The following is a 17,884-nucleotide window of genomic DNA, read 5'->3' on the forward strand; positions in this document are numbered from 1 at the left end:
CACACGGGGGTGCGGACCCTGAAACCATTCACCAATAAAATAAATAAATTGGTATCAACAAACTTGGCACACTATTGAGTTCTCAAACAACAGACGCTTCCAACCTCCACGACCCGGGCTTATCTCATGCCGGCGCTTCGCTCTGGAGCAACTTCACTACCTTAGTCCGGAAGCAACCGGAAGTCAATTCGACTTCCACGGTTCATCCGGAATCCTTCTCGCCGTTGCCCGCCCGTTTCCCTTTCGGGCTACGCTGCGGTGTCCGGCGCGAGAAACAACTCTACGCGCCTTTGCCCCGGATGTCCAAACGGCAGGTGTCCCGCCGCCCGGCACCCGGAAACCCCGCAAAGACGGGGGCCACAGCCCCTCGGCCTTCGAAAAGCGCATTGTTTCCCGGGTTTGTGGATTTGAGTGCTGCGTCACAGGCCCCTACCGCTGTCGGTCATAGACTCGGTACATGGCTGCATCTTCCCCGCGGAACACTCGAGAACAACCGGCGACCGACGCGCTGCAACAACGCCTCGGATATACAGAACCCATTTTCAATGCATCGATGGCAGGTGCTGCCGGCGGCGCCCTTGCGGCGGCGGTATCCGCAGCCGGAGGGTTCGGCATGCTGGGCATCGGAGGAAACGACACCAAGGAATGGATCGACCAGCAATCCGAGCTTGCAGCCTCGGCATCCCGGCCATGGGGTGCCGGCTTGATGGCGTGGGTCCTGGAGAAGTCACTCGATCCGTTGCACCAGGTACTTGCCCACGGACCTTCCTTCATCTGTGTCAGTTTCGGAGAACCCGGACCAGCCGCCGCTGCGGCACACGATGCCGGTGCGTGGGTCGGAATGCAGGTGGGCAATGCGGCGGAACTCGAACGCGCCCTTTAGTCCGACATCGATGTCGTCATCTGCCGCGGCAGCGAGGGCGGCGGGCACGGCCGGAACGAGGTTTCGACACTCCCCTTATTGCAGTTGGCGCTCTCGACCACGGAGAAACCGATCATTGCCGCCGGCGGGGTCGCCACCAAGGCAGGAGTTGCGGCGGTCCTGGGGGCGGGCGCATCCGCCGCATGGATCGGCACACGGTTCGCCGTGGCCACGGAGTCACTGAGCCACCCGAACATCAAGCAGGCAATCGGCAGCTCGGGCATCGATGACACCGTATATACAAGGGCGTTCGACATCGCCCAGCGCATGGCCTGGCCCGTCGAGTACGGCGGCCGTGCCCTGCGAAACGACTTCAGCGATACCTGGGCCGATGACATCGAAAGGCTCGGCGCGGCAGTCGAAGAGGGTCTAGATATCACCAGGGCCGTCAACGAAGCCCGTGTGAAGGCCGACGTCAACACGGCCCCTGTATATGCAGGGCAATCCGCCGGCTTGTCGACGACCGGGCAGAGCGCCGCCCGGATCATGGCGGACCTTGCCGGATTCCGCGAACTGCTCAACCGGGCGGCCGGCCGCTGGGAATCCCGCTAGGGAAACTCCTTGTATACGGCTGTCTAGTAACCCAGCGGGGTGTTGTCGATCAGGCGGACCTGGCCGACCTTCGCCGCCACCAGCAGCAGGCCCTCGCCGGCGAAGGGGGTCTCCTGGCAGTTGAACGCGAGTTCCTGCAGGGTGTTCGGGTCGACGAGTTCGAAATAGTCGAGCTCGACCAACGGTTCCTCCTCGAAGAGCGCAACGGCATCCTCCAGGAAGAGCGGCTCGTGCCGATCGGCCCGGACCTTGACCATGGTCATCGCCCGGAAGATGACCAGCGCGGCCTCGGCCTGCTCGGGGGTGAGGAATTGGTTGCGGCTCGAGAGCGCCAGGCCCTCCGAGGTGCGGATGATCGGCACCGAGCAGATCTCGACCGGGTAATTCAGGTCCTTGACCAACCGGTTGATCAGCACCAGCTGCTGGGCGTCCTTCTGCCCGAAGTAGGCGCTGTACCTCACGGGAACCGGGCAGCTTGCCGGGGGCATGGCCAGGTGCAGCAGCTTTGCCACCACGGCCAGCATGCCGTCGAAGTGCCCGGGTCGCGAGGCGCCCTCGAACTTGGCGCCCAGCGCGCCCGAGTCCAGCTTCACCAGCGGGCGGCCGTCCGGGTAGATCTCGCCGGGTTCCGGCGCGAACACGATGTCCGCACCGGCGCGGGCCAGGATCCGGACGTCGGCGTCCAGGGTGCGCGGGTAGCGTTCGAAGTCCGCGGCGTCGTTGAACTGGAGTTCGTTGACGAAGACGCTGACCACCAGCACGTCGTTTTGCGCGCGGGCCGTTGCCACCAGCGACTCGTGCCCCGAATGCAGGGCGCCCATGGTCGGCACCAGGCCCAGGGCGGCCGTGCCGCCGGCCGAGGCCGCCCGCGCCAGGCGATCGGCGATGGCGGCCGAAAGTTCCCGGGCCGTACGGACTACCAGCGGTTCTTGGTTGCGCTTACCAGCATCGTTGCTCACCGCCCCAGTTTATCGCCGGGCCGGCAGCGGGGCCCGGTTGCTACGTCCGGTTGCGGTCGGCCGGCGTGCGGAAGGTCAGTCCGCGGTGCCGTCGATGGCGGCCAGGATCGCCTCGAGCTTGTCCGCGCCGATCAGTCCGCGGGCGTGGGCACGCAGCGCGGTGGCCCGGCTCATGGCCAGGTAGCCCTCGCGAGTGTCCCGGGGGACCTTGGCGGATTCCAGCGCGGCCTTGTGCCCGGCGACTGTTTGCACGTCTCCGCGTGCGACCGGGCCGGTCAGCGCACCCTCGCCGGAGGCCAGCGCATTCTCCAGGGAGGCGCGCATCAGCGCCGACAGCACCCGTTCGGGTTGCTCGACGCCGATGCCGGACAGCAGCCCGGCGGCCTGCCCGGCGATCGTCACCAGGTGGTTCGAGGCGTGCGCCAGCGCCGCATGGTAGATCACGCGGTCTTCCTCGGCGATGACCACGGGCTCGCCGCCCATCTCCACCACCAGCGCCTGGGCGATGGGCAGCACCATGTTCGGGGCCGTGACCCCGAAGGCGCAGTCGTTGAGCCGTTCCAGGTCCATGCTCATGCCTGTGAAGGTCATGGCGGGGTGGATGGCCAGGGCGATGGCCCCGGCCCGGCTGGCGGGGCCCAGCACCTGGGTGCCGAAGCGCCCGGCGGTGTGCACCACCAGTTGCCCGGCCTGCCAGTGGCCGGCCGCGGCCAGCCCCGACACCAGGTCGGCCAGCGCGTCGTCGGGCACCGCCAGCAGCACCAGTTCGGCGCGCCGCAGGATCTCCGGGATTTCCAGCACCGGGACGCCGGGGAGCAGCATTTCGGCGCGCTCCTTGGAGGCGTCGGACACCGCATGCACCCCAACGATCTGGTGTTCGGCGGCACGCAGGGCGGCGCCGAGCACGGCGCCGACCTTCCCCGCGCCGATGATTCCGACGCCGAGGCGTCCGGGCCGTGATGCCTTCATCAGGCTTCCTCCAACCAGTGGTTCTTGTCGCTCTTCTTGCGCGCGATGGCCGCGCGGTCGGACTGGGCCAGGAAGAGCGCGCGCGCCTCGTCGAGGTCCATCTGGCGCACCACCGGGACCACCGGGCCCGCGATCGTCGCCAGCCGAAGCTCGGCCACGCCGAAGCGCCTGGCCAGGGGTCCCTGGTGCAGGCGGATGCCCTGGGTGCGTTCGTGCGGGACGATGGCCGCGGTTCGGTGGAGCGCACCGCTGCGGGCCACCAGCGCGGTGTCAGTGACGGCATAGCCCTGCCGGCGGTGGGCCAGCGGGGAAAGCGGGCGCACCCGGCGCGGGGAAACGGTGAAGCCGTGGTCCTCGCCGCTGCCGTTGATGGCCGCGGCGAAGAATTCGCGTGCGGCGGGCGTGCCGGGATCGGGAAGCACCACGGAGAGCACCGCCAGCACGTCCTCGTAGGTTCCCACGGGAAGCAGCACAGATCGTTCCGCGGAGTCCTCGGCGCCGGCGCCGCCGATGCCCGCCACGTTCACGGCGACCCGGTACCAGCCGAAGCGGCGCCAGAAGAACGGCGCGCTGACCTTGATGGCCTGCACGCGTCCGGGCGGGACGGTCTGGTGGCGGGTGTCGAGCAGCCCGTAGCTCAGCCGCAGCCCGTCGGCGCTTGTCGCGGCCTTGAAGTTGTATCCGGTGTTGATGTGGTTCCACAGCGCCCCGCCCAGGCCCAGGAACGCCGGGATCAGGTAGAAGGCGGTGAATCCCTCGATCGTCGACATGGCGACGGCCAGGCCGGCGGCGCCCAGCACCACGACCATGGTGACGGGGCGCAGCAGCAGCGAGCCGACCAGCCGGCCCGTCGGAACCGTGGCCACGACGTACTCGCTGGCGGCCTGCACCCGCGCGGATGACGGGGCCCGGGCTCCGACGCCCGGATCGGCCACGGCATCGTCGCCGGCGGGTTCCTCCCGTTCCTCACCCGGTGCGCGGAACCGCTGCGGGGCCTCGGCGGCCTTCAGCCCCGCCGCGCGCGCCAGGATGGTGTTGCGCAGCGCCTGCGCCTCGGAAAGCTTGATGAAGGCAAGGCTCATGGCCGCGGAACCGGAGTCGGCGACGTCGAAGCGGAGCTCCGCGAGCCCGAAGATGCGGGCCACCAGCGGCTGGGCGATGTCGATCGACTGCACCCTGTCGATGCGGGCCTGGCGCTGCTGGCGGAAGACCATGCCGGAGTTCACGTTCACGTGCCGGTCGGTGATCTGGTACTTGGTGAACCACCAGGAACCCAGGAAGCCCAGCAGGATCAGGACCAGGATGCCCGAGCCGATGAGGATCGGCACCAGCAGCGATCCGCCGTCGACGAATTCCTCGCCGGGGTAGGACTCCTCCTCGCCGAAGAACGACGAGAGCGTGTTTTGCCCGTAGACGAAGGCCACGGCAACCACCGCAAGCCAGCCCCGCACCAGCGGGGAGACGGGGTGGACCCGCTGCCACGGCTCGGCGTGGGGGCTCGGGGGTTCGCCTGCCGGCATGCTCACAGTCCGGCCAATCGCGATTCGCCGCGCGCGGCAAGCTGTTCGCGCAGCCGCGCCCCCTCGGCCATCGGGAGCCCGGGGATCTCGGCGGTCGCGTCGGCGGCCGCGGTGTGCAGCTTGACCTTGCACAGCCCCAGCATCCTGTCGATCGGGCCGACGGCCACGTCGACGAACTGCATGCGCCCGTAGGGCACCACCAGGACCTTCTGGAACATCAGGCCGTGGCGGACCAGCAGGTCGTCGGCGCGTTCCGCGTATCCGATGGCCGCCACCTGGCGCGGAATCACGGCCAGCCGGATGAGCTCGGCGGCCAGCACGACGGCCGGCAGGGCGATGCCCAGCCACAGCGGGTAGCCCGGCCACAGGCCGGTCAGCTGCAGGACCAGGGGGACGCAGAGCACCGCAAGGGTGATCAGCACGGAGATTCCCCAGCCGACCATGCGGACCTTCGCGTACTGCGGTGACACCCGCTTCCACTGGATCCCGGCCGGGTCAATTGGTTCCTGCGGCATAGCCTTCCTCGTCCTTGCCCTTGGCGCGACCCTCCGGGCTCGTGGGCTCCTCCGGGGGAAGTTTGCAGAACTGTTCCACAACCCATCCAACGATAGCCATGACCAGCGCCCCGCCGATCATCACCAAGGATGATTTCACCGCGTTGCTGCCCGTGCCCGAAGCGCCAAGCAGCCCGATGAGGATGCCGACGTGCCAGCCTGCGATCGCGCTGCCCGCGTAGGTGCAGGACTGGGCCAGCACCAGGGTGCGGGCCGCGGCGATGGGGTTGATCGGTGCCTTGGCCTTGCCGCCGGTGTACCGCTTGACGCGGATGCCCATGACCAGGGTCAGCACGGTGGCGGCCCCCATGGTCAGCAGCGAGGTCCAGTGCAGCACCGGTGCCGCATAGCCGTTGGAGGCCGCTACCGACTGCATGATGTATCCGGTCGCCGTCGCGACGGCCAGGACCGTCACCACCCACAGGGGACGCAGTGAGTTCATGGTTTTAGGCCCCGTCCCCGTAGCGGGTCACATCGGCGGAGTCCGCGGCCGCCGCAGCCAGGGCGGATACCGGCCTTCCGGCAAGCATCGCGTCGGGTTCCATCCACAGCCACGGCACCAGCACGAAGCCGCGTTCCGCGGCGCGCGGGTGCGGCAGGGTCAGCACCGGGTCGTCGCTGCTGGTTTCCCCGTAGGTGATCACGTCGACGTCCAGGGTGCGCGGGCCCCAGCGCACCTCGCGGGTGCGCAGGTGGGTTTGCTCGACCGCCTGGCAGGCCGCCAGGAGTTCCAGCGGGGCGAGGCTCGTTTCGACGCGCACCACCAGGTTCAGGAAATCGGGTTGCCCGGCGGGGCCGCCCACCGGCTTGGTCACGGCGGTCCCGGAGACTGACACCAACTCGATTCCCTCGGTGGCCGCGATTGCGGCGACGGCCGCCTCAAGCGTTCCGGCACGTTCACCCAGGTTGGAGCCGAGGGCAAGAATGCAGGAGGCCATCTGGATCACTCCCGTTCCCGGTAGATGTGGATGCGCACATCGGTGAACGGCACGGTGATCGGGGCCTTGGGCTTGTGCACGACGACCTCCACGGCCGACACCACGGCGAATTCCTTGAGGATCGCCGCGGCGGTCTTCTCCGCGAGGGTCTCGATCAGGTCCCAGGGGCCGTCCTGGATCTGCTCGACGACGAGTTCGCCCAGTTCCCCGTAGTGAGCGGTGTCGGCGACGTTGTCGCTGGCCGCGGCGGGGCGGATGTCGGTGTGCAGCACGACGTCGAGCGTGAACGGCTGGCCGTCGCGCTTCTCGCTTTCGAACACCCCGTGGTGCCCGATCGCCGTGATGCCGGTCAGCGTGATGGTGTCGGTGCGCATGCCGCTGCCCCCTAGAGTGCCGGGACGGTGGCCGCGGACCAGGCGCGGGCCACCTTGACTGCGTCGAGGTTGGAGGCGACGTCGTGCACGCGCACGCCCCAGGCCCCGTTGGCCGCCGCGAGCGCGGTGGTGGCCGTGGTTGCGGCGTCGCGCTCGGCCGGGGCAGCCGCCTTGCCGTCGTTGGTCAACAGCGAGCCGAGGAAACGCTTGCGGCTGGTGCCCACCAGGACGCGGTGGCCCAGGTCGCTGAAGCGGTCCAGGGAACGCAGCAGTTCCCAGTTGTGTTCCGCGTCCTTGGCGAAGCCGAGTCCCGGATCCAGGATCAGCTGTTCGGCCTTGACGCCGGCGGCGGTGAACGTCTCGCGCAGGGCGAGCAGTTCCTCGATGACCTCGGCGACGACGTCCGTGTAGTTTGCCTCGGTGGCCATCGTGGCGGCGTCGCCGCGGCGGTGCATGAGCACGTAGGGTGCGCCGGTCTCGGCGATCAACGCGGGCATGTCGGCCTCGTGGGTCAGGCCCGAGACGTCGTTGATGATGTGCGCGCCCGCGGCAAGCGCGGCACGTGCGGTGGAGGTGTGCATGGTGTCGACCGAGATGATCGCGCCGGCCTTGGCCAGCGCCGCGATCACCGGGATGATGCGGGCCTGCTCGGTGGCGGGAGACACCGGGTCGGCACCGGGCCGGGTTGATTCGCCCCCGATGTCGATGATGTCCGCCCCGCCGTAGTACATGCGCAGGCCGTGGGCGATCGCGTCGTCGACCTTGGTGTATTTGCCGCCGTCGGAGAACGAATCCTCGGTGATGTTCAGGATTCCCATGACCAGGGTGCGGTCCGTGGGCAGGTCCGCCAGGGTGCGGGCGGTGATTTTGCGGATGACGGGCAACGGGCTGGTGGCCGGTCCGGTTCCGGGGATCGCTCCAAGTGACAAGGTGACTCCTACTTTCCGAGGATGAGGCTCATGGCTTCCGCGCGGGTCGCCGGCTCGCGCAGCTGGCCGCGAACGGCGCTGGTGACGGTTTTGGCGCCGGGCTTGCGGACCCCGCGCATGGACATGCACATGTGTTCGCATTCGACGACGACGATCGCGCCGCGCGGCTCGAGGTGCTCCATCAGGGCGTCGACGATCTGGGTGGTCAGGCGTTCCTGCACCTGCGGGCGGCGGGCAAAGACCTCCACAAGCCTGGCGAGCTTGCTCAGGCCGGTGACCTTGCCCTCCGGACCCGGGATGTAGCCGATGTGTGCGCTTCCGTGGAACGGGACCAGGTGGTGCTCGCAGGTCGAGTAGAAGGAAATGTCCTTCACCAACACCAGTTCATCGTGTTCGATGTCGAAGGTGGTGCCCAGGTGGTCCGCGGGGTCCTCACGGAGGCCCGAGAAGAACTCGGAGTAGGCCTTGGCCACCCGCTTGGGGGTGTCCTTCAGCCCGTCGCGATCCGGGTCCTCGCCGATGGCGTGCAGGATTTCCCGCACGGCCTTTTCGATGCGCACCAAATCTACGGCGCCGGGATTCCCGACGTTGGCTTCTTCTAACTGATCGATCTCGTTCACCTTCCCGATAATAGCCGAGTGTGGTTCGGGGGCTATTCCCCGGTCTTCTCGCTTGCGGCGGCTTCCTGCTGCTGCCCGGCGATTTCCTTGGGGCTGAGCACCGGTCCCTCGGTGTGCACCGGACGGGTGTCCTTGCTCAACCAGACCTCGCGCTCGGGGCGCTTGACCAGGTCGTGGAAGATCTCTTCGATCTCCTTCTGGTTCAGCGTTTCGTGCTCCAGCAGGGCCAGGGCCAGGCGGTCGAGCACGTGGCGGTTTTCGGTCAGCGCGGCGTAGGCGTCGTCGTGGGCGGCGTCGATCAGCGCTCGCACTTCCTCGTCGACCACGTTGGCCATGGCGTCGGAGTAGTTGCGGCTTGCCGGCTGCCCGTACATGGCGTCCCCGGAGGAGGAGCCCAGCTTCACGGCTCCGATGCGTTCGCTCATGCCGTAGTCGGTGACCATGGCGCGGGCCGTGGCAGTGGCTTTTTCGATGTCGTTCGAGGCGCCCGTCGACGGGTCGTGGAAGACGATCTCCTCGGCGACGCGGCCGCCCATGGCGTAGGCCATCTGGTCGAGCAGCTCGTTGCGGGTCACCGAGTACTTGTCGTCGTCCGGGACCACCATGGTGTAACCCAGGGCGCGGCCGCGCGGCAGGATGGTGACCTTGGTGACCGGAGCCGTCTGGCGCATGGCCGCGGCGACCAGGGCGTGGCCGCCCTCGTGGTACGCGGTGATCTTGCGTTCGTGTTCCTTCATCAGGCGGCTGCGCTTCTGCGGGCCGGCCATGACGCGGTCGATGGCCTCGTCCAGGGCGCGGTCGTCGATCAGCTGGGCGTTGGAGCGCGCGGTGAGCAGCGCTGCCTCGTTGAGCACGTTGGCCAGGTCGGCGCCGGTGTAACCTGGCGTCTTTTTCGCCACGGCCTTGAGGTCGACGTTGGTGGCCATCGGCTTGCCCTGGGCGTGGACCTTGAGGATGTGCTCGCGGCCGATCATGTCCGGTGCCTCGACGGGGATCTGGCGGTCGAAGCGGCCGGGGCGCAGCAGTGCCGGGTCAAGCACGTCGGCTCGGTTGGTGGCGGCGATCAGGATGACGTTGGTGGTGGCGTCGAAGCCGTCCATCTCGACGAGCAGCTGGTTCAGCGTCTGTTCGCGCTCGTCGTTGCCGCCGCCGATGCCGGCGCCGCGGTGGCGTCCCACTGCGTCGATCTCGTCGACGAAGATGATGGCCGGTGAGTTTGTCTTGGCCTGCTCGAACAGGTCGCGGACGCGGGAGGCGCCAACGCCGACGAACATTTCGACGAAGTCGGAACCTGAGATGGAGTAGAACGGGACGCCCGCCTCGCCGGCTACGGCCTTGGCCAGCAGGGTCTTGCCGGTGCCCGGAGGGCCGTAGAGCAGCACGCCCTTGGGGATCTTCGCGCCGACGGCCTGGAACTTGCCGGGTTCGCGGAGGAATTCCTTGATTTCGTGGAGTTCTTCCACTGCCTCGTCGGCGCCTGCGACGTCGGCGAATGTCACCTGCGGCATGTCCTTGGTGATCAGCTTGGCACGGGACTTGCCGAACTGCATGACCTTGGAGCCGCCGCCCTGGGAACGGGCGAGGATGAACCAGAAGAGGCCTGCGATCAGGATGAACGGGATCAGCACGCCAAGCATGGACAGGAACCAGTTGTTCTGGAGCGGCTGGTCCGTGTAACCGGTGAGGTTGGCGTTGTTGACGGCGTCGACAACCTGGGTTCCGCGCGGGGAGGAGTAGTAGAACGAGACGTTTTTGCCCTTGTCGACCCCGGCGACGTTCAGGTTTTCCTTCAGCGTCAGATCCACGCGCTGTTCGCCGTCGAAAATCTTCGCTTCGGAGACCTTGTCGTCCTTGAGCAGCTGCATGCCGACGCTCGTGTCAATGCGGCCGTTGTTTCCACCCAAAAGCGTCGGAAGGAAAATAAGCAGCACAGCGGCACCCAGAAGCACCCATACGATCCAGCTATTAAAGATCTTTTTCGCGTTCATTGATTGGGGGTCCCGCCCCATCCCTCCTGCTTTCGGACGCATATTCGCCCGGGCGCCCGGGCGGCGCCACTACCTTCTACACGTTAATAAGTAAACGCCTTATTGGGATTCTACGGATGGGCCGCGGGATAAGTTCCCCTTTGGGCGTAAGAAGACCCCTGGCCGCCCCCGCGCGGGCGGGAACGGCCAGGGGCCACTACGTATTCAGGATTTCGAGCAGAACCGGGATTTACTCGTAAACGTGCGGCGCAAGGGTGCCGATGAAGTCCAGGTTGCGGTACTTCTCATCGAAGTCCAGGCCGTAGCCGACAACGAATTCGTTCGGGATTTCCATGCCGACGTACTTCACATCGATCTCGACCTTTGCCGCTTCAGGCTTGCGAAGCAGGGTGCAGATCTCGACCGAGGCCGGGCCGCGGGACTCGAGGTTCGCCTGCAGCCAGGACAGGGTCAGGCCGGAGTCGATGATGTCTTCGACGATCAGCACGTGCTTGCCGAGCAGGTCGGTGTCCAGGTCCTTGAGGATGCGGACGACGCCGGAGGACTGGGTGCCCGAGCCGTAGGAGGAAACCGCCATCCAGTCCATGGTGACGTGCGAGTGCAGTGCGCGGACGAGGTCGGCCATGACCATGACCGCACCCTTGAGGACGCCTACAACCAGGATGTCCCGGCCTTCGTAGTCGACATCGATCTGGGCTGCAAGCTCCTGGATCTTGGCCTGGATTTCTTCCTTGGTGTAAAGGACATGCGCGAGATCGGCGCTGACGTCTTTCGAATCCACGAGGGCTCCTGGTTCTGGGGTCGGGAATAGACCGGTCGAAGGGTTTTCTACTCAAGAACTAGAGTGCCACAGTCGAGGGGTGGGTGGGGAGCGTGCGGTGGCGTTCTTGCCGCCACTTGGCGGCAGCGGGGTGCCCAATGTGAGGCAATTCTCACCGCAAACCGGTAACGGGTACCGTCCGGTTGAAGTTCAGCGTGGCCCGCGAGCCTGTTCGGGCGCCGTTCGCCGCGACCCGGACGGCCTGCACATGCCCGGCCAACTGCACAGGTCCCGCGGACTTCGAATTGAAAACCAGGCCCTGCAATGCGGCAACGCGTTCGAAGTCCGGGGCGGGCGCACCGAGCTCCCGGACGGCCAGGCGCAGCACCCTCGAGCGCAGGGCGTCGGGCAGTTCCCGAAGCGCAGGCAGGTCCAGTTCGATGGCGCCGGGGCCGGAGGCGTTCCGCACCGCCTCGAGTTCCTTCCCCGCGAGGAAATCCAGGTATTCGGCGTCCTGCCGCGCCAGGGTTGCCGTGCGGGCCAGGGATTCAGGAACGCCCGCGCCCAGCACCTCCCGCAGGACCGGCATCAGCCGGTGCCTGACTTGGTTGCGCAGGTATTTCGGGTCGGAATTCGTCGGGTCCGTCCAATAGGCCAGGGACTCGTGTGCGCAGATCTCCTCCATGGCCGACCGGCCCATGCCCAGCAGGGGGCGCAGGTACGGGCCGCGGACCGCGGGCATTCCGGCCAGCGACAGCGTCCCGGAGCCGCGGCCCAGGCCGAGCAGCACCTGTTCGGCCTGGTCGTCGAGGGTATGCCCCAGCAGGATCCGGGTGGCACCGGTGGTTTCCAGCGCCTGCCCGTAGGCCGCATAGCGGGCCGCCCGGGCGGCCTGTTCGCTGTCCCCGGCCACGTCGACCGGCAGCACCAGCACCGGGTCGAGGCCGAGGTCCCGGCATTGCCCCGCCGCGCGGGCCGCCACGGCATCGCTGCCGTCCTGCATGCGGTGGTCGACGATCACGGCCCCGACGCGCAATTGGCCCTTGCGGTTCAGGAAGGCCGCGGCCGCGGCGAGGGCCAGCGAGTCGGCGCCGCCGCTGCAGGCGACCAGGACAAATTCCCCGGGCATGGTGGCGGTTCGGACGGCGGTGCGGGCCGTGGCCAGGGCACGGGGAAGGTTCCCTCCCATTGCCGCCCTTATGCGTTGCCGGCGGCGCTGATCCGTGCCGCCCATTGCTCGGGGTTGTGCAGCTCGGTTTCCGTCGGTAGGTTTTCCGCACGTTCCCAGACCTTGTTGAAGGTTTCCATGCCGACAAGCTCAACGGCCTTGGACACGAATCGTTGTCCGTCGGCGTACTGGCGCATCTTTGCGTCCATGCCCAGCAATTTGCGGATCCACTTTTCGAGGGGGCCGCGGTCCTTGCCGCGCCCGCCGAAGCGCTGGCGGATGGTTTTGACGGTCGGGATGATGCTTTCATCCACCGCGTCCATGACCACGTTTGCGTGTCCTTCAAGCAGCGACATCACCGCCGTGACGTGGGACAAAATCTCTTTTTGCTCGCCGGTCTGCAGGGCGGAGAGCAGTCCGAGGGAGGGCTCCCCCGCCTCGGGACCGGCCTTCGGGGCCGCGGTTTTCGGGGCGCCGCCGACCAGGGAGCCCGCCGCCGCCTTGATCCGCTCGCTGAGGGCATCGGGTTCGGCCAGCAGCGATTCGAGCAGCTGGGAAATCTTGCCCCGCAGGTGTTCGCGCAGCCAGGGGGCCGCGGCGAACTGCACCCTGTGGGTTTGCTCGTGCAGTGCCACCCAGAGCCGGAAGTCGTCGGCATCGACCTTCAGCTCGCGTTCGATGGAGACGATGTTCGGGGCCACGAGCACCAGCCGGCCGCCCGGCGGGACGTCCCGGCGCAGCATTCCCGCGAAGGGGTCGTACTGGCCCAGCACCTTCGAGGAGAGGAATGCCAGGATGGCGCCCAGTTCCACTCCGGTTGCCGTGGAGGAAAGGACCTGGGTGGTTTCGCCGATCCGTGCGCCTCGGCTCTGCGCGAGCGAGCGCATGGCAGGATCCAGCAGCGCCTCAAAGCTTTGCACGTTTGCCCTGGCCCAGCCCGGGCGGTCCACGATCAGCACATGGGAATCGCGCAGGTCCCTGGCCGCGTCGAGCCCGGTGATCCGGTGGACGTGGTCGACCGCGGCATCGGCCTTGAGGCGCAGGTCGGCAACGACCTCGGCGATTTGCGCGCCGCTGAGCTTTGGCCCGGCGCCGACCAGCGTTGCCGCGGTGTTGGCCGCGAGCTCCCAATTGATCAGCCGGAAGTCGGTGGTATCCATGTTTCCCATCCCATCACGATTAGCCGCGGACGGGGCGGATTGCGCGTCAAGCAAAATATGCAGGGTGCGCAACGGGTTCGGCTCAGCGGCAGCCGCATCCGGTCAGGTAGGTTGCTGCGGCATCGAGGGTGTCCTTGTGCGGAGCCAGTTCGCCGTGGTGCGAGTGGACCATGAAGGAGAAGGCAAGCGCCCGGCCGTCCCGGGTGACCGTGATGCCGGTGAGGCTCGAGACATCGACCAGCGAACCGGTCTTGGCGCGGACGATGCCGCGCGTGTCTGCGGCGTTCAGCCTGGCGCCCAGCGTTCCCGTGGCACCGGCGACCGGCAGCTGGTAGCTGAGGTCGCGCAGGGCCGCGTGGTTGGAGGTGGCGGCGAACTTCAGAGCGTCGGCCAGGGTCTGCGGGGAGACCCGGTTGCCGTCGGCAAGCCCCGAGGTGTCGACGAGTTCCAGGGATTCGGAGCGGATGCCGAGATCGGCGGTCTTTTGCTGCACGGCCTGTGCGCCGTGCAGGTAGTCCCCGGGGTTTCCCTGCGCGACGGTGGTGAGCCGGCCGAGGGTTTCGGCGACGTAGTTGTCGGAGACCTCGAGCATGAAACGGATCTGTTCGCCCAGCGTCGCGGAGGAAACGCTTGCCAACTCGGTGGCGCCGTCACCGGCCTGGCCGCGGGCGATGTCGGCGGAAAGCCGTGGGGCGTCGGACCCGTTGCCCAGCGCGGTGCGCAGGGATTTGGCGAAGGACGTTGCGGCGGACATCGCCGGGTCCTTGACCCGCGGCGCCTTGGGGCCGGCATCGGCACGGGCCCCGTACAGCGCCAGGGGTGCGACGACGGCAATGTTGTTGGTTGTCACCAGGGACTCGTCCCAGGCCGGGTTCAACCCCGGGCCAGTGAAGAGCGAATCGTCGAGTTCGAGCGACATCTCGGGCCCCAGCCGGCCGTCGGCCCGCGCCTTGTGGATTTCCTTTGCGGCCTCCGCGGCGAGGGTTTCCAGTCCGGCGCGGCCGCTGACCGCGGTCGAGTCCTTCCCTGATCCCAGCAGGACGTCTCCCCCGCCGACCAGCACCAGGGTCTGCGGGTCCTTCAACAGCACCTTGGTGGTGAAACGGTGGTCTTCTCCCAGCACGTCGGTTGCCGCGATGGCGGTGAGGATCTTCAGGCTCGAAGCCGGGATGCCCGCCTGCGCACCGGACCGTGAATAAACTTCGTTGCCGGTTGCGATGTCGATGACGCTGGCCGAAACCGTGCTGTCCGGTTCGACCGAAGAGAGGATCCCGTCGAGCCTGGTTCCCAGCACGCCGGTTTCCGGTTGCGGCGCCTCGGGGTCCAGCGGGGGCAGTGCCGTGGGGCTGGCCGGGGAAACCACCGGCGGGGCCGGCGGCGGTTCGACGGCCTGGGGCGTGGCAGTGCCCGCAACGACGGGGATCAGGAACAATGCCACCAGCCCGAGGGCAACACCTATTGCCAGCGCCAGTGACCAGGTGCCCCACCGCGGGCGTGCGCGCTTCATTACAAAATCCCCGAAATCGTCGTAGTCCGTGTGCGCCATATACCCTTAAGCGCAGCACCCATAAGACTAGACGGCAATCGGATGCGCCCGCGTCCGCACGTGCCCCTGGTCACGAGAGTCGAGGAGACTTTTTATGAGCCACGACGTCACCATCGAGATCCCTGCCGGATCCCGCGTGAAGTACGAGATCGACCACGAGACCCACCGCCTGCGTCTGGATCGCGTGCTGTTCACCTCCATGCAGTACCCGACCCACTACGGTTTCTTCGATGACACCCTGGGCGAAGACGGCGATCCGCTGGACGCACTGGTCTTCATCCCGGGCGTCGACCTGTTCCCGGGCGTTGTCGTTGAATCCCGCCCGATCGCCGTGTTCAACATGACCGACGACGGCGGCGGAGATGCCAAGCTCGTGTGCGTTCCTGCCGACAAGCGCTTCGACCACATCCAGGAGTTCGAGGACCTCGACGAGTGGCTCGTCAAGGAAATCGAGCACTTCTTCACCCGTTACAAGGACCTGGAGCCGGGCAAGTGGGTCAAGGCCGAGGGTTGGTTGGGTCGCGCCGAAGCCGAAGCCGAGCTTGAGCGCTCGATCGAGCGTTTCAAGGCCCAGGCCTAAGGACTTTCCGGCAGCCTGCTGCCGCCGAATCGGGCGGGGTTCCCTGGACTTGTGTCAGGGAACCCCGCCCGATTTTTCTTTGCCGTCGTCCGGGCCCGGCGGGCCCTTCATGCATGGAATGAAGTCAGCCGACCGCGTTCCATGCATCGGCAAGTAGTGGCAGCGCCCGCTCAAGCTCGGTCCGATCCAATGCGTAGGGGACGCGCAGCCAGCGTTCCAACCCGTGGTCGTTGACGGCAAAGACGGAGCCCGGGGTCAATAGCAGTCCTGATTTCTTGGCTTGCGCCGCAAGTGCCATGGAGCGGGGCTCCGGAAGGTTGCACCACAGCGACATTCCACCGGAGGGTTTTTGGATTTTCCACCCGGGCACCGCTTCGGCGAGGCTGGCATGGAGCCAGTCCCGGTTGTCGCGCAGCCTGGTGCGTGTTTGTTCATCGATGCCGGCGCGCTCGCTGATGAGCAGGCTGAGCACGATTTGTTCAAGGACCGGGGCGCCGAGGTCCATGGTGGCACGGCCTTGGTGGATGGCGCCTACCAGGGCGTGCGGGGCCCGGATCCAGCCCAGCCGCAAGCCGCCCCAGTAGGTTTTGCTGGCGCTGCCCACGGTGATGAGATTGCTCGAATATGCGGCCATGGGCATGACCTCGGGCCTGGAATCCAGCCAAAGTTCGGCGTTGGTCTCATCGATGATGCCGCGCACCCCCCTCAGATCCAGTGCATGCGCCCAGCGTTGCCGGCCTTCGTTTCCCAGCAAGGTTCCGGTGGGATTGTGGAAGTCGGGCAGGCACAGCATGGCGCTGAATCCGCCGCCTGCCAGCGCCGCTTCAATGCCAGGAACGTCGCTGCCCTCGGGCCCGATGGGCAGCGCAGTCATCCTGGCACCGTGCTGGCGTAGGGACGAAACCGAATTCGGGTAGCTTGGGCTCTCCGCAAGGACCTTGGCCCCAGGCGCAAGGAGTGCACGGGCAATGCTTGCAACTCCGGAGAGCGCTCCGGCAGTGACGACAATCTGCTCGGGATCCGTTGGAAGTCCGCGACGGACGTAGTCGGCCGCGATGGCCGCCCGCAGCACCGGCAGGCCCAGTGGGTAGTAGCCCATGCCGCCGATATACCCCGGAAGTTGGTCGAGGGCGCGTTCGTAGAAGCCGGCAAGGCCCACGGGCGCGGTGGGTGCCCCGCACGTCAAGTCGATACCACCGGGGGCCATGATTTCCAGCGAGCCCGGCGTCAGTGGTTCGGAGCCTCCCCCGACGTTGCCGCCCGGGATCCGTATCTGTGTGCCCGAGCCTTGGCGTGCCTCGGCAAACCCTCGTTCACGCAGTTCCTGGTAAGCACGCGTGACTGTGGTCCGGCTCAGGCCAAGAGCGCCCACCAGGTCCCGTTCACTGGGCAGCATGGTTCCGTGCAGCACCCGCCCGTTGGTGACCAGTTGGCGGATTCCTTCCGAAAGCCAGGCGTAGGCGGGCTGTTCCCCTATCCGCGCCCCGAGCATGCTGCTCAAGCGTCGTGCAGGCAATTGGCGCTGGGTCATGCTCATGGGTCCAGTTTCCTCGGATTGGCACTTTTTTTCAATGCCACTTTCGACGAAGCTTGATACATGACAAAGCGCAACACCCCCGAACTCGCCCGCCTCACCCCGCTGGAGCAACTCCGCGCCGGACGCCTGCCGTACAGGCTTGTACAACTTTTCATCGGGCTCACGCTCTTCGGCGTCGCAATGGCAGGGTTTGTCCGATCAGGCGTGGGCCTGGCCCCGTGGGATGTGCTGCACTACGGCGTCATGCTGCACACCGGGCTGAGCCTGGGAACCGTCGTGATCATCTTTGGTTTCATCGTGCTGTTGCTTTGGATCCCCCTGCGCCAGATGCCCGGACTCGGAACCATCGCCAACGTGCTGTGGCTGGGAATCGCCGCCGACTTCGCGCTGGCCGTCATTCCGCAGGCCGAGGGACTCCCGGCCCAGATCGCCCTGTTTGCCGCCTCGCTGCTGGTCAACGGGTTGGGCGGCGGGCTCTACATCGGCAGCCAATTGGGCCCGGGCCCGCGCGACGGACTGATGACCGGACTACATGCCCGAACCGGCATAAGCCTGCGTTTGGCCCGCACCGGCGTCGAGGTCCTCGTCCTGGCGATCGGCTGGTTCCTGGGCGGAATCGTGGGCTTCGGAACCATCATCTATGCGCTGGCGATCGGCCCGCTGACCCAGTTCTTCCTGCGCTACAGCATCGTCGGGCTTCCGCAGAAGGCCCCGGCCGATCCGGTGCAGGAGGAAGCTCCCCGGCTGTAGCCACCACCGGCTGCGAGCCGCGCCCACCCCGGGGTCGGGCGCGGTTCGAATGGCCGCC

General features: G+C 67.1%; 19 protein-coding genes. 4 read left to right on the plus strand and 15 right to left on the minus strand.

Going from position 1 to position 17,884, the window contains the following annotated elements; genetic code table 11:
* The first annotated feature begins 457 nt into the window (after nucleotides 1-457).
* Nucleotides 458-883 (plus strand): hypothetical protein, encoded by a 426-nt coding sequence (locus ACIQLF_RS00005; RefSeq protein WP_400293497.1) that lies wholly within the window; start codon nucleotides 458-460, stop codon nucleotides 881-883.
* Nucleotides 884-901: 18 nt separating this feature from the next.
* On the plus strand, nucleotides 902-1,474 hold the full coding sequence (locus ACIQLF_RS00010) for an NAD(P)H-dependent flavin oxidoreductase (RefSeq protein WP_400294979.1): 573 nt from the start codon (nucleotides 902-904) through the stop codon (nucleotides 1,472-1,474).
* A gap of 23 nt (nucleotides 1,475-1,497) precedes the next feature.
* On the opposite strand, the gene panC is transcribed toward ACIQLF_RS00010, so the two are convergent.
* From panC to dacB, 14 genes are all read right to left on the minus strand, one after another.
* A complete protein-coding gene (gene panC / locus ACIQLF_RS00015) occupies nucleotides 1,498-2,433 on the minus strand; it encodes a pantoate--beta-alanine ligase (RefSeq protein ID WP_400293498.1) in 936 nt (311 codons plus the stop codon).
* Nucleotides 2,434-2,508: 75 nt separating this feature from the next.
* Nucleotides 2,509-3,402, minus strand: a complete 894-nt coding sequence (locus tag ACIQLF_RS00020; protein ID WP_400293500.1) for a Rossmann-like and DUF2520 domain-containing protein — start codon at nucleotides 3,400-3,402, stop codon at nucleotides 2,509-2,511.
* Entirely contained in the window at nucleotides 3,402-4,922 is a 1,521-nt protein-coding gene (locus ACIQLF_RS00025) for a PH domain-containing protein (RefSeq protein WP_400293501.1), read from the minus strand. Before ACIQLF_RS00025 ends, ACIQLF_RS00020 begins: the two co-directional genes overlap by 1 nt.
* Before the next feature lie 2 nt (nucleotides 4,923-4,924).
* The gene (locus tag ACIQLF_RS00030) at nucleotides 4,925-5,437 is read right to left on the minus strand and encodes a PH domain-containing protein (RefSeq protein WP_400293502.1); all 513 of its coding nucleotides are present in this window, start codon (nucleotides 5,435-5,437) and stop codon (nucleotides 4,925-4,927) included.
* Complete coding sequence (locus tag ACIQLF_RS00035; protein WP_400293503.1) at nucleotides 5,418-5,918, minus strand: DUF3180 domain-containing protein; 501 nt, start codon at nucleotides 5,916-5,918, stop codon at nucleotides 5,418-5,420. Before ACIQLF_RS00035 ends, ACIQLF_RS00030 begins: the two co-directional genes overlap by 20 nt.
* A 4-nt stretch (nucleotides 5,919-5,922) precedes the next feature.
* Entirely contained in the window at nucleotides 5,923-6,414 is a 492-nt protein-coding gene (gene folK, locus ACIQLF_RS00040) for a 2-amino-4-hydroxy-6-hydroxymethyldihydropteridine diphosphokinase (protein WP_400293505.1), read from the minus strand.
* 5 nt (nucleotides 6,415-6,419) lie between these two features.
* On the minus strand, nucleotides 6,420-6,788 hold the full coding sequence (gene folB / locus ACIQLF_RS00045; RefSeq protein ID WP_400293506.1) for a dihydroneopterin aldolase: 369 nt from the start codon (nucleotides 6,786-6,788) through the stop codon (nucleotides 6,420-6,422).
* A gap of 11 nt (nucleotides 6,789-6,799) precedes the next feature.
* On the minus strand, nucleotides 6,800-7,717 hold the full coding sequence (gene folP, locus ACIQLF_RS00050) for a dihydropteroate synthase (protein WP_400293507.1): 918 nt from the start codon (nucleotides 7,715-7,717) through the stop codon (nucleotides 6,800-6,802).
* Between the two features lie 8 nt (nucleotides 7,718-7,725).
* A complete protein-coding gene (gene folE, locus ACIQLF_RS00055) occupies nucleotides 7,726-8,337 on the minus strand; it encodes a GTP cyclohydrolase I FolE (protein ID WP_400293508.1) in 612 nt (203 codons plus the stop codon).
* A 32-nt stretch (nucleotides 8,338-8,369) separates the two neighbouring features.
* Nucleotides 8,370-10,325: an ATP-dependent zinc metalloprotease FtsH gene (ftsH, locus tag ACIQLF_RS00060; protein ID WP_400293509.1), complete on the minus strand. Its 1,956-nt coding sequence runs from the start codon at nucleotides 10,323-10,325 to the stop codon at nucleotides 8,370-8,372.
* A 229-nt stretch (nucleotides 10,326-10,554) separates the two neighbouring features.
* Entirely contained in the window at nucleotides 10,555-11,106 is a 552-nt protein-coding gene (gene hpt, locus ACIQLF_RS00065; protein WP_400293511.1) for a hypoxanthine phosphoribosyltransferase, read from the minus strand.
* A 151-nt stretch (nucleotides 11,107-11,257) separates the two neighbouring features.
* Nucleotides 11,258-12,274 carry a tRNA lysidine(34) synthetase TilS gene (gene tilS, locus ACIQLF_RS00070; protein WP_400293512.1) on the minus strand — a complete coding sequence of 339 codons (1,017 nt, stop codon included), beginning with the start codon at nucleotides 12,272-12,274 and terminating at the stop codon, nucleotides 11,258-11,260.
* An 8-nt stretch (nucleotides 12,275-12,282) separates the two neighbouring features.
* The gene (locus ACIQLF_RS00075; protein WP_400293514.1) at nucleotides 12,283-13,413 is read right to left on the minus strand and encodes a zinc-dependent metalloprotease; all 1,131 of its coding nucleotides are present in this window, start codon (nucleotides 13,411-13,413) and stop codon (nucleotides 12,283-12,285) included.
* A gap of 82 nt (nucleotides 13,414-13,495) precedes the next feature.
* Nucleotides 13,496-14,920 (minus strand): D-alanyl-D-alanine carboxypeptidase/D-alanyl-D-alanine-endopeptidase, encoded by a 1,425-nt coding sequence (gene dacB, locus ACIQLF_RS00080; RefSeq protein WP_400293516.1) that lies wholly within the window; start codon nucleotides 14,918-14,920, stop codon nucleotides 13,496-13,498.
* Nucleotides 14,921-15,053: 133 nt separating this feature from the next.
* Here dacB and ACIQLF_RS00085 point away from each other — a divergent pair, with 133 nt between their 5' ends.
* Entirely contained in the window at nucleotides 15,054-15,539 is a 486-nt protein-coding gene (locus ACIQLF_RS00085) for an inorganic diphosphatase (protein ID WP_400293517.1), read from the plus strand.
* Nucleotides 15,540-15,663: 124 nt separating this feature from the next.
* Here ACIQLF_RS00085 and ACIQLF_RS00090 read toward each other — a convergent pair whose 3' ends face one another.
* Nucleotides 15,664-17,076 carry a PLP-dependent aminotransferase family protein gene (locus tag ACIQLF_RS00090; RefSeq protein ID WP_400293519.1) on the minus strand — a complete coding sequence of 471 codons (1,413 nt, stop codon included), beginning with the start codon at nucleotides 17,074-17,076 and terminating at the stop codon, nucleotides 15,664-15,666.
* Nucleotides 17,077-17,136: 60 nt separating this feature from the next.
* Here ACIQLF_RS00090 and ACIQLF_RS00095 point away from each other — a divergent pair, with 60 nt between their 5' ends.
* Nucleotides 17,137-17,826, plus strand: a complete 690-nt coding sequence (locus tag ACIQLF_RS00095; RefSeq protein ID WP_400293521.1) for a YitT family protein — start codon at nucleotides 17,137-17,139, stop codon at nucleotides 17,824-17,826.
* Nucleotides 17,827-17,884 lie beyond the last annotated feature (58 nt).

The sequence above is a fragment of the Paeniglutamicibacter sp. NPDC091659 genome (assembly GCF_044756805.1).
Classification (GTDB): Bacteria; Actinomycetota; Actinomycetes; order Actinomycetales; family Micrococcaceae; genus Paeniglutamicibacter.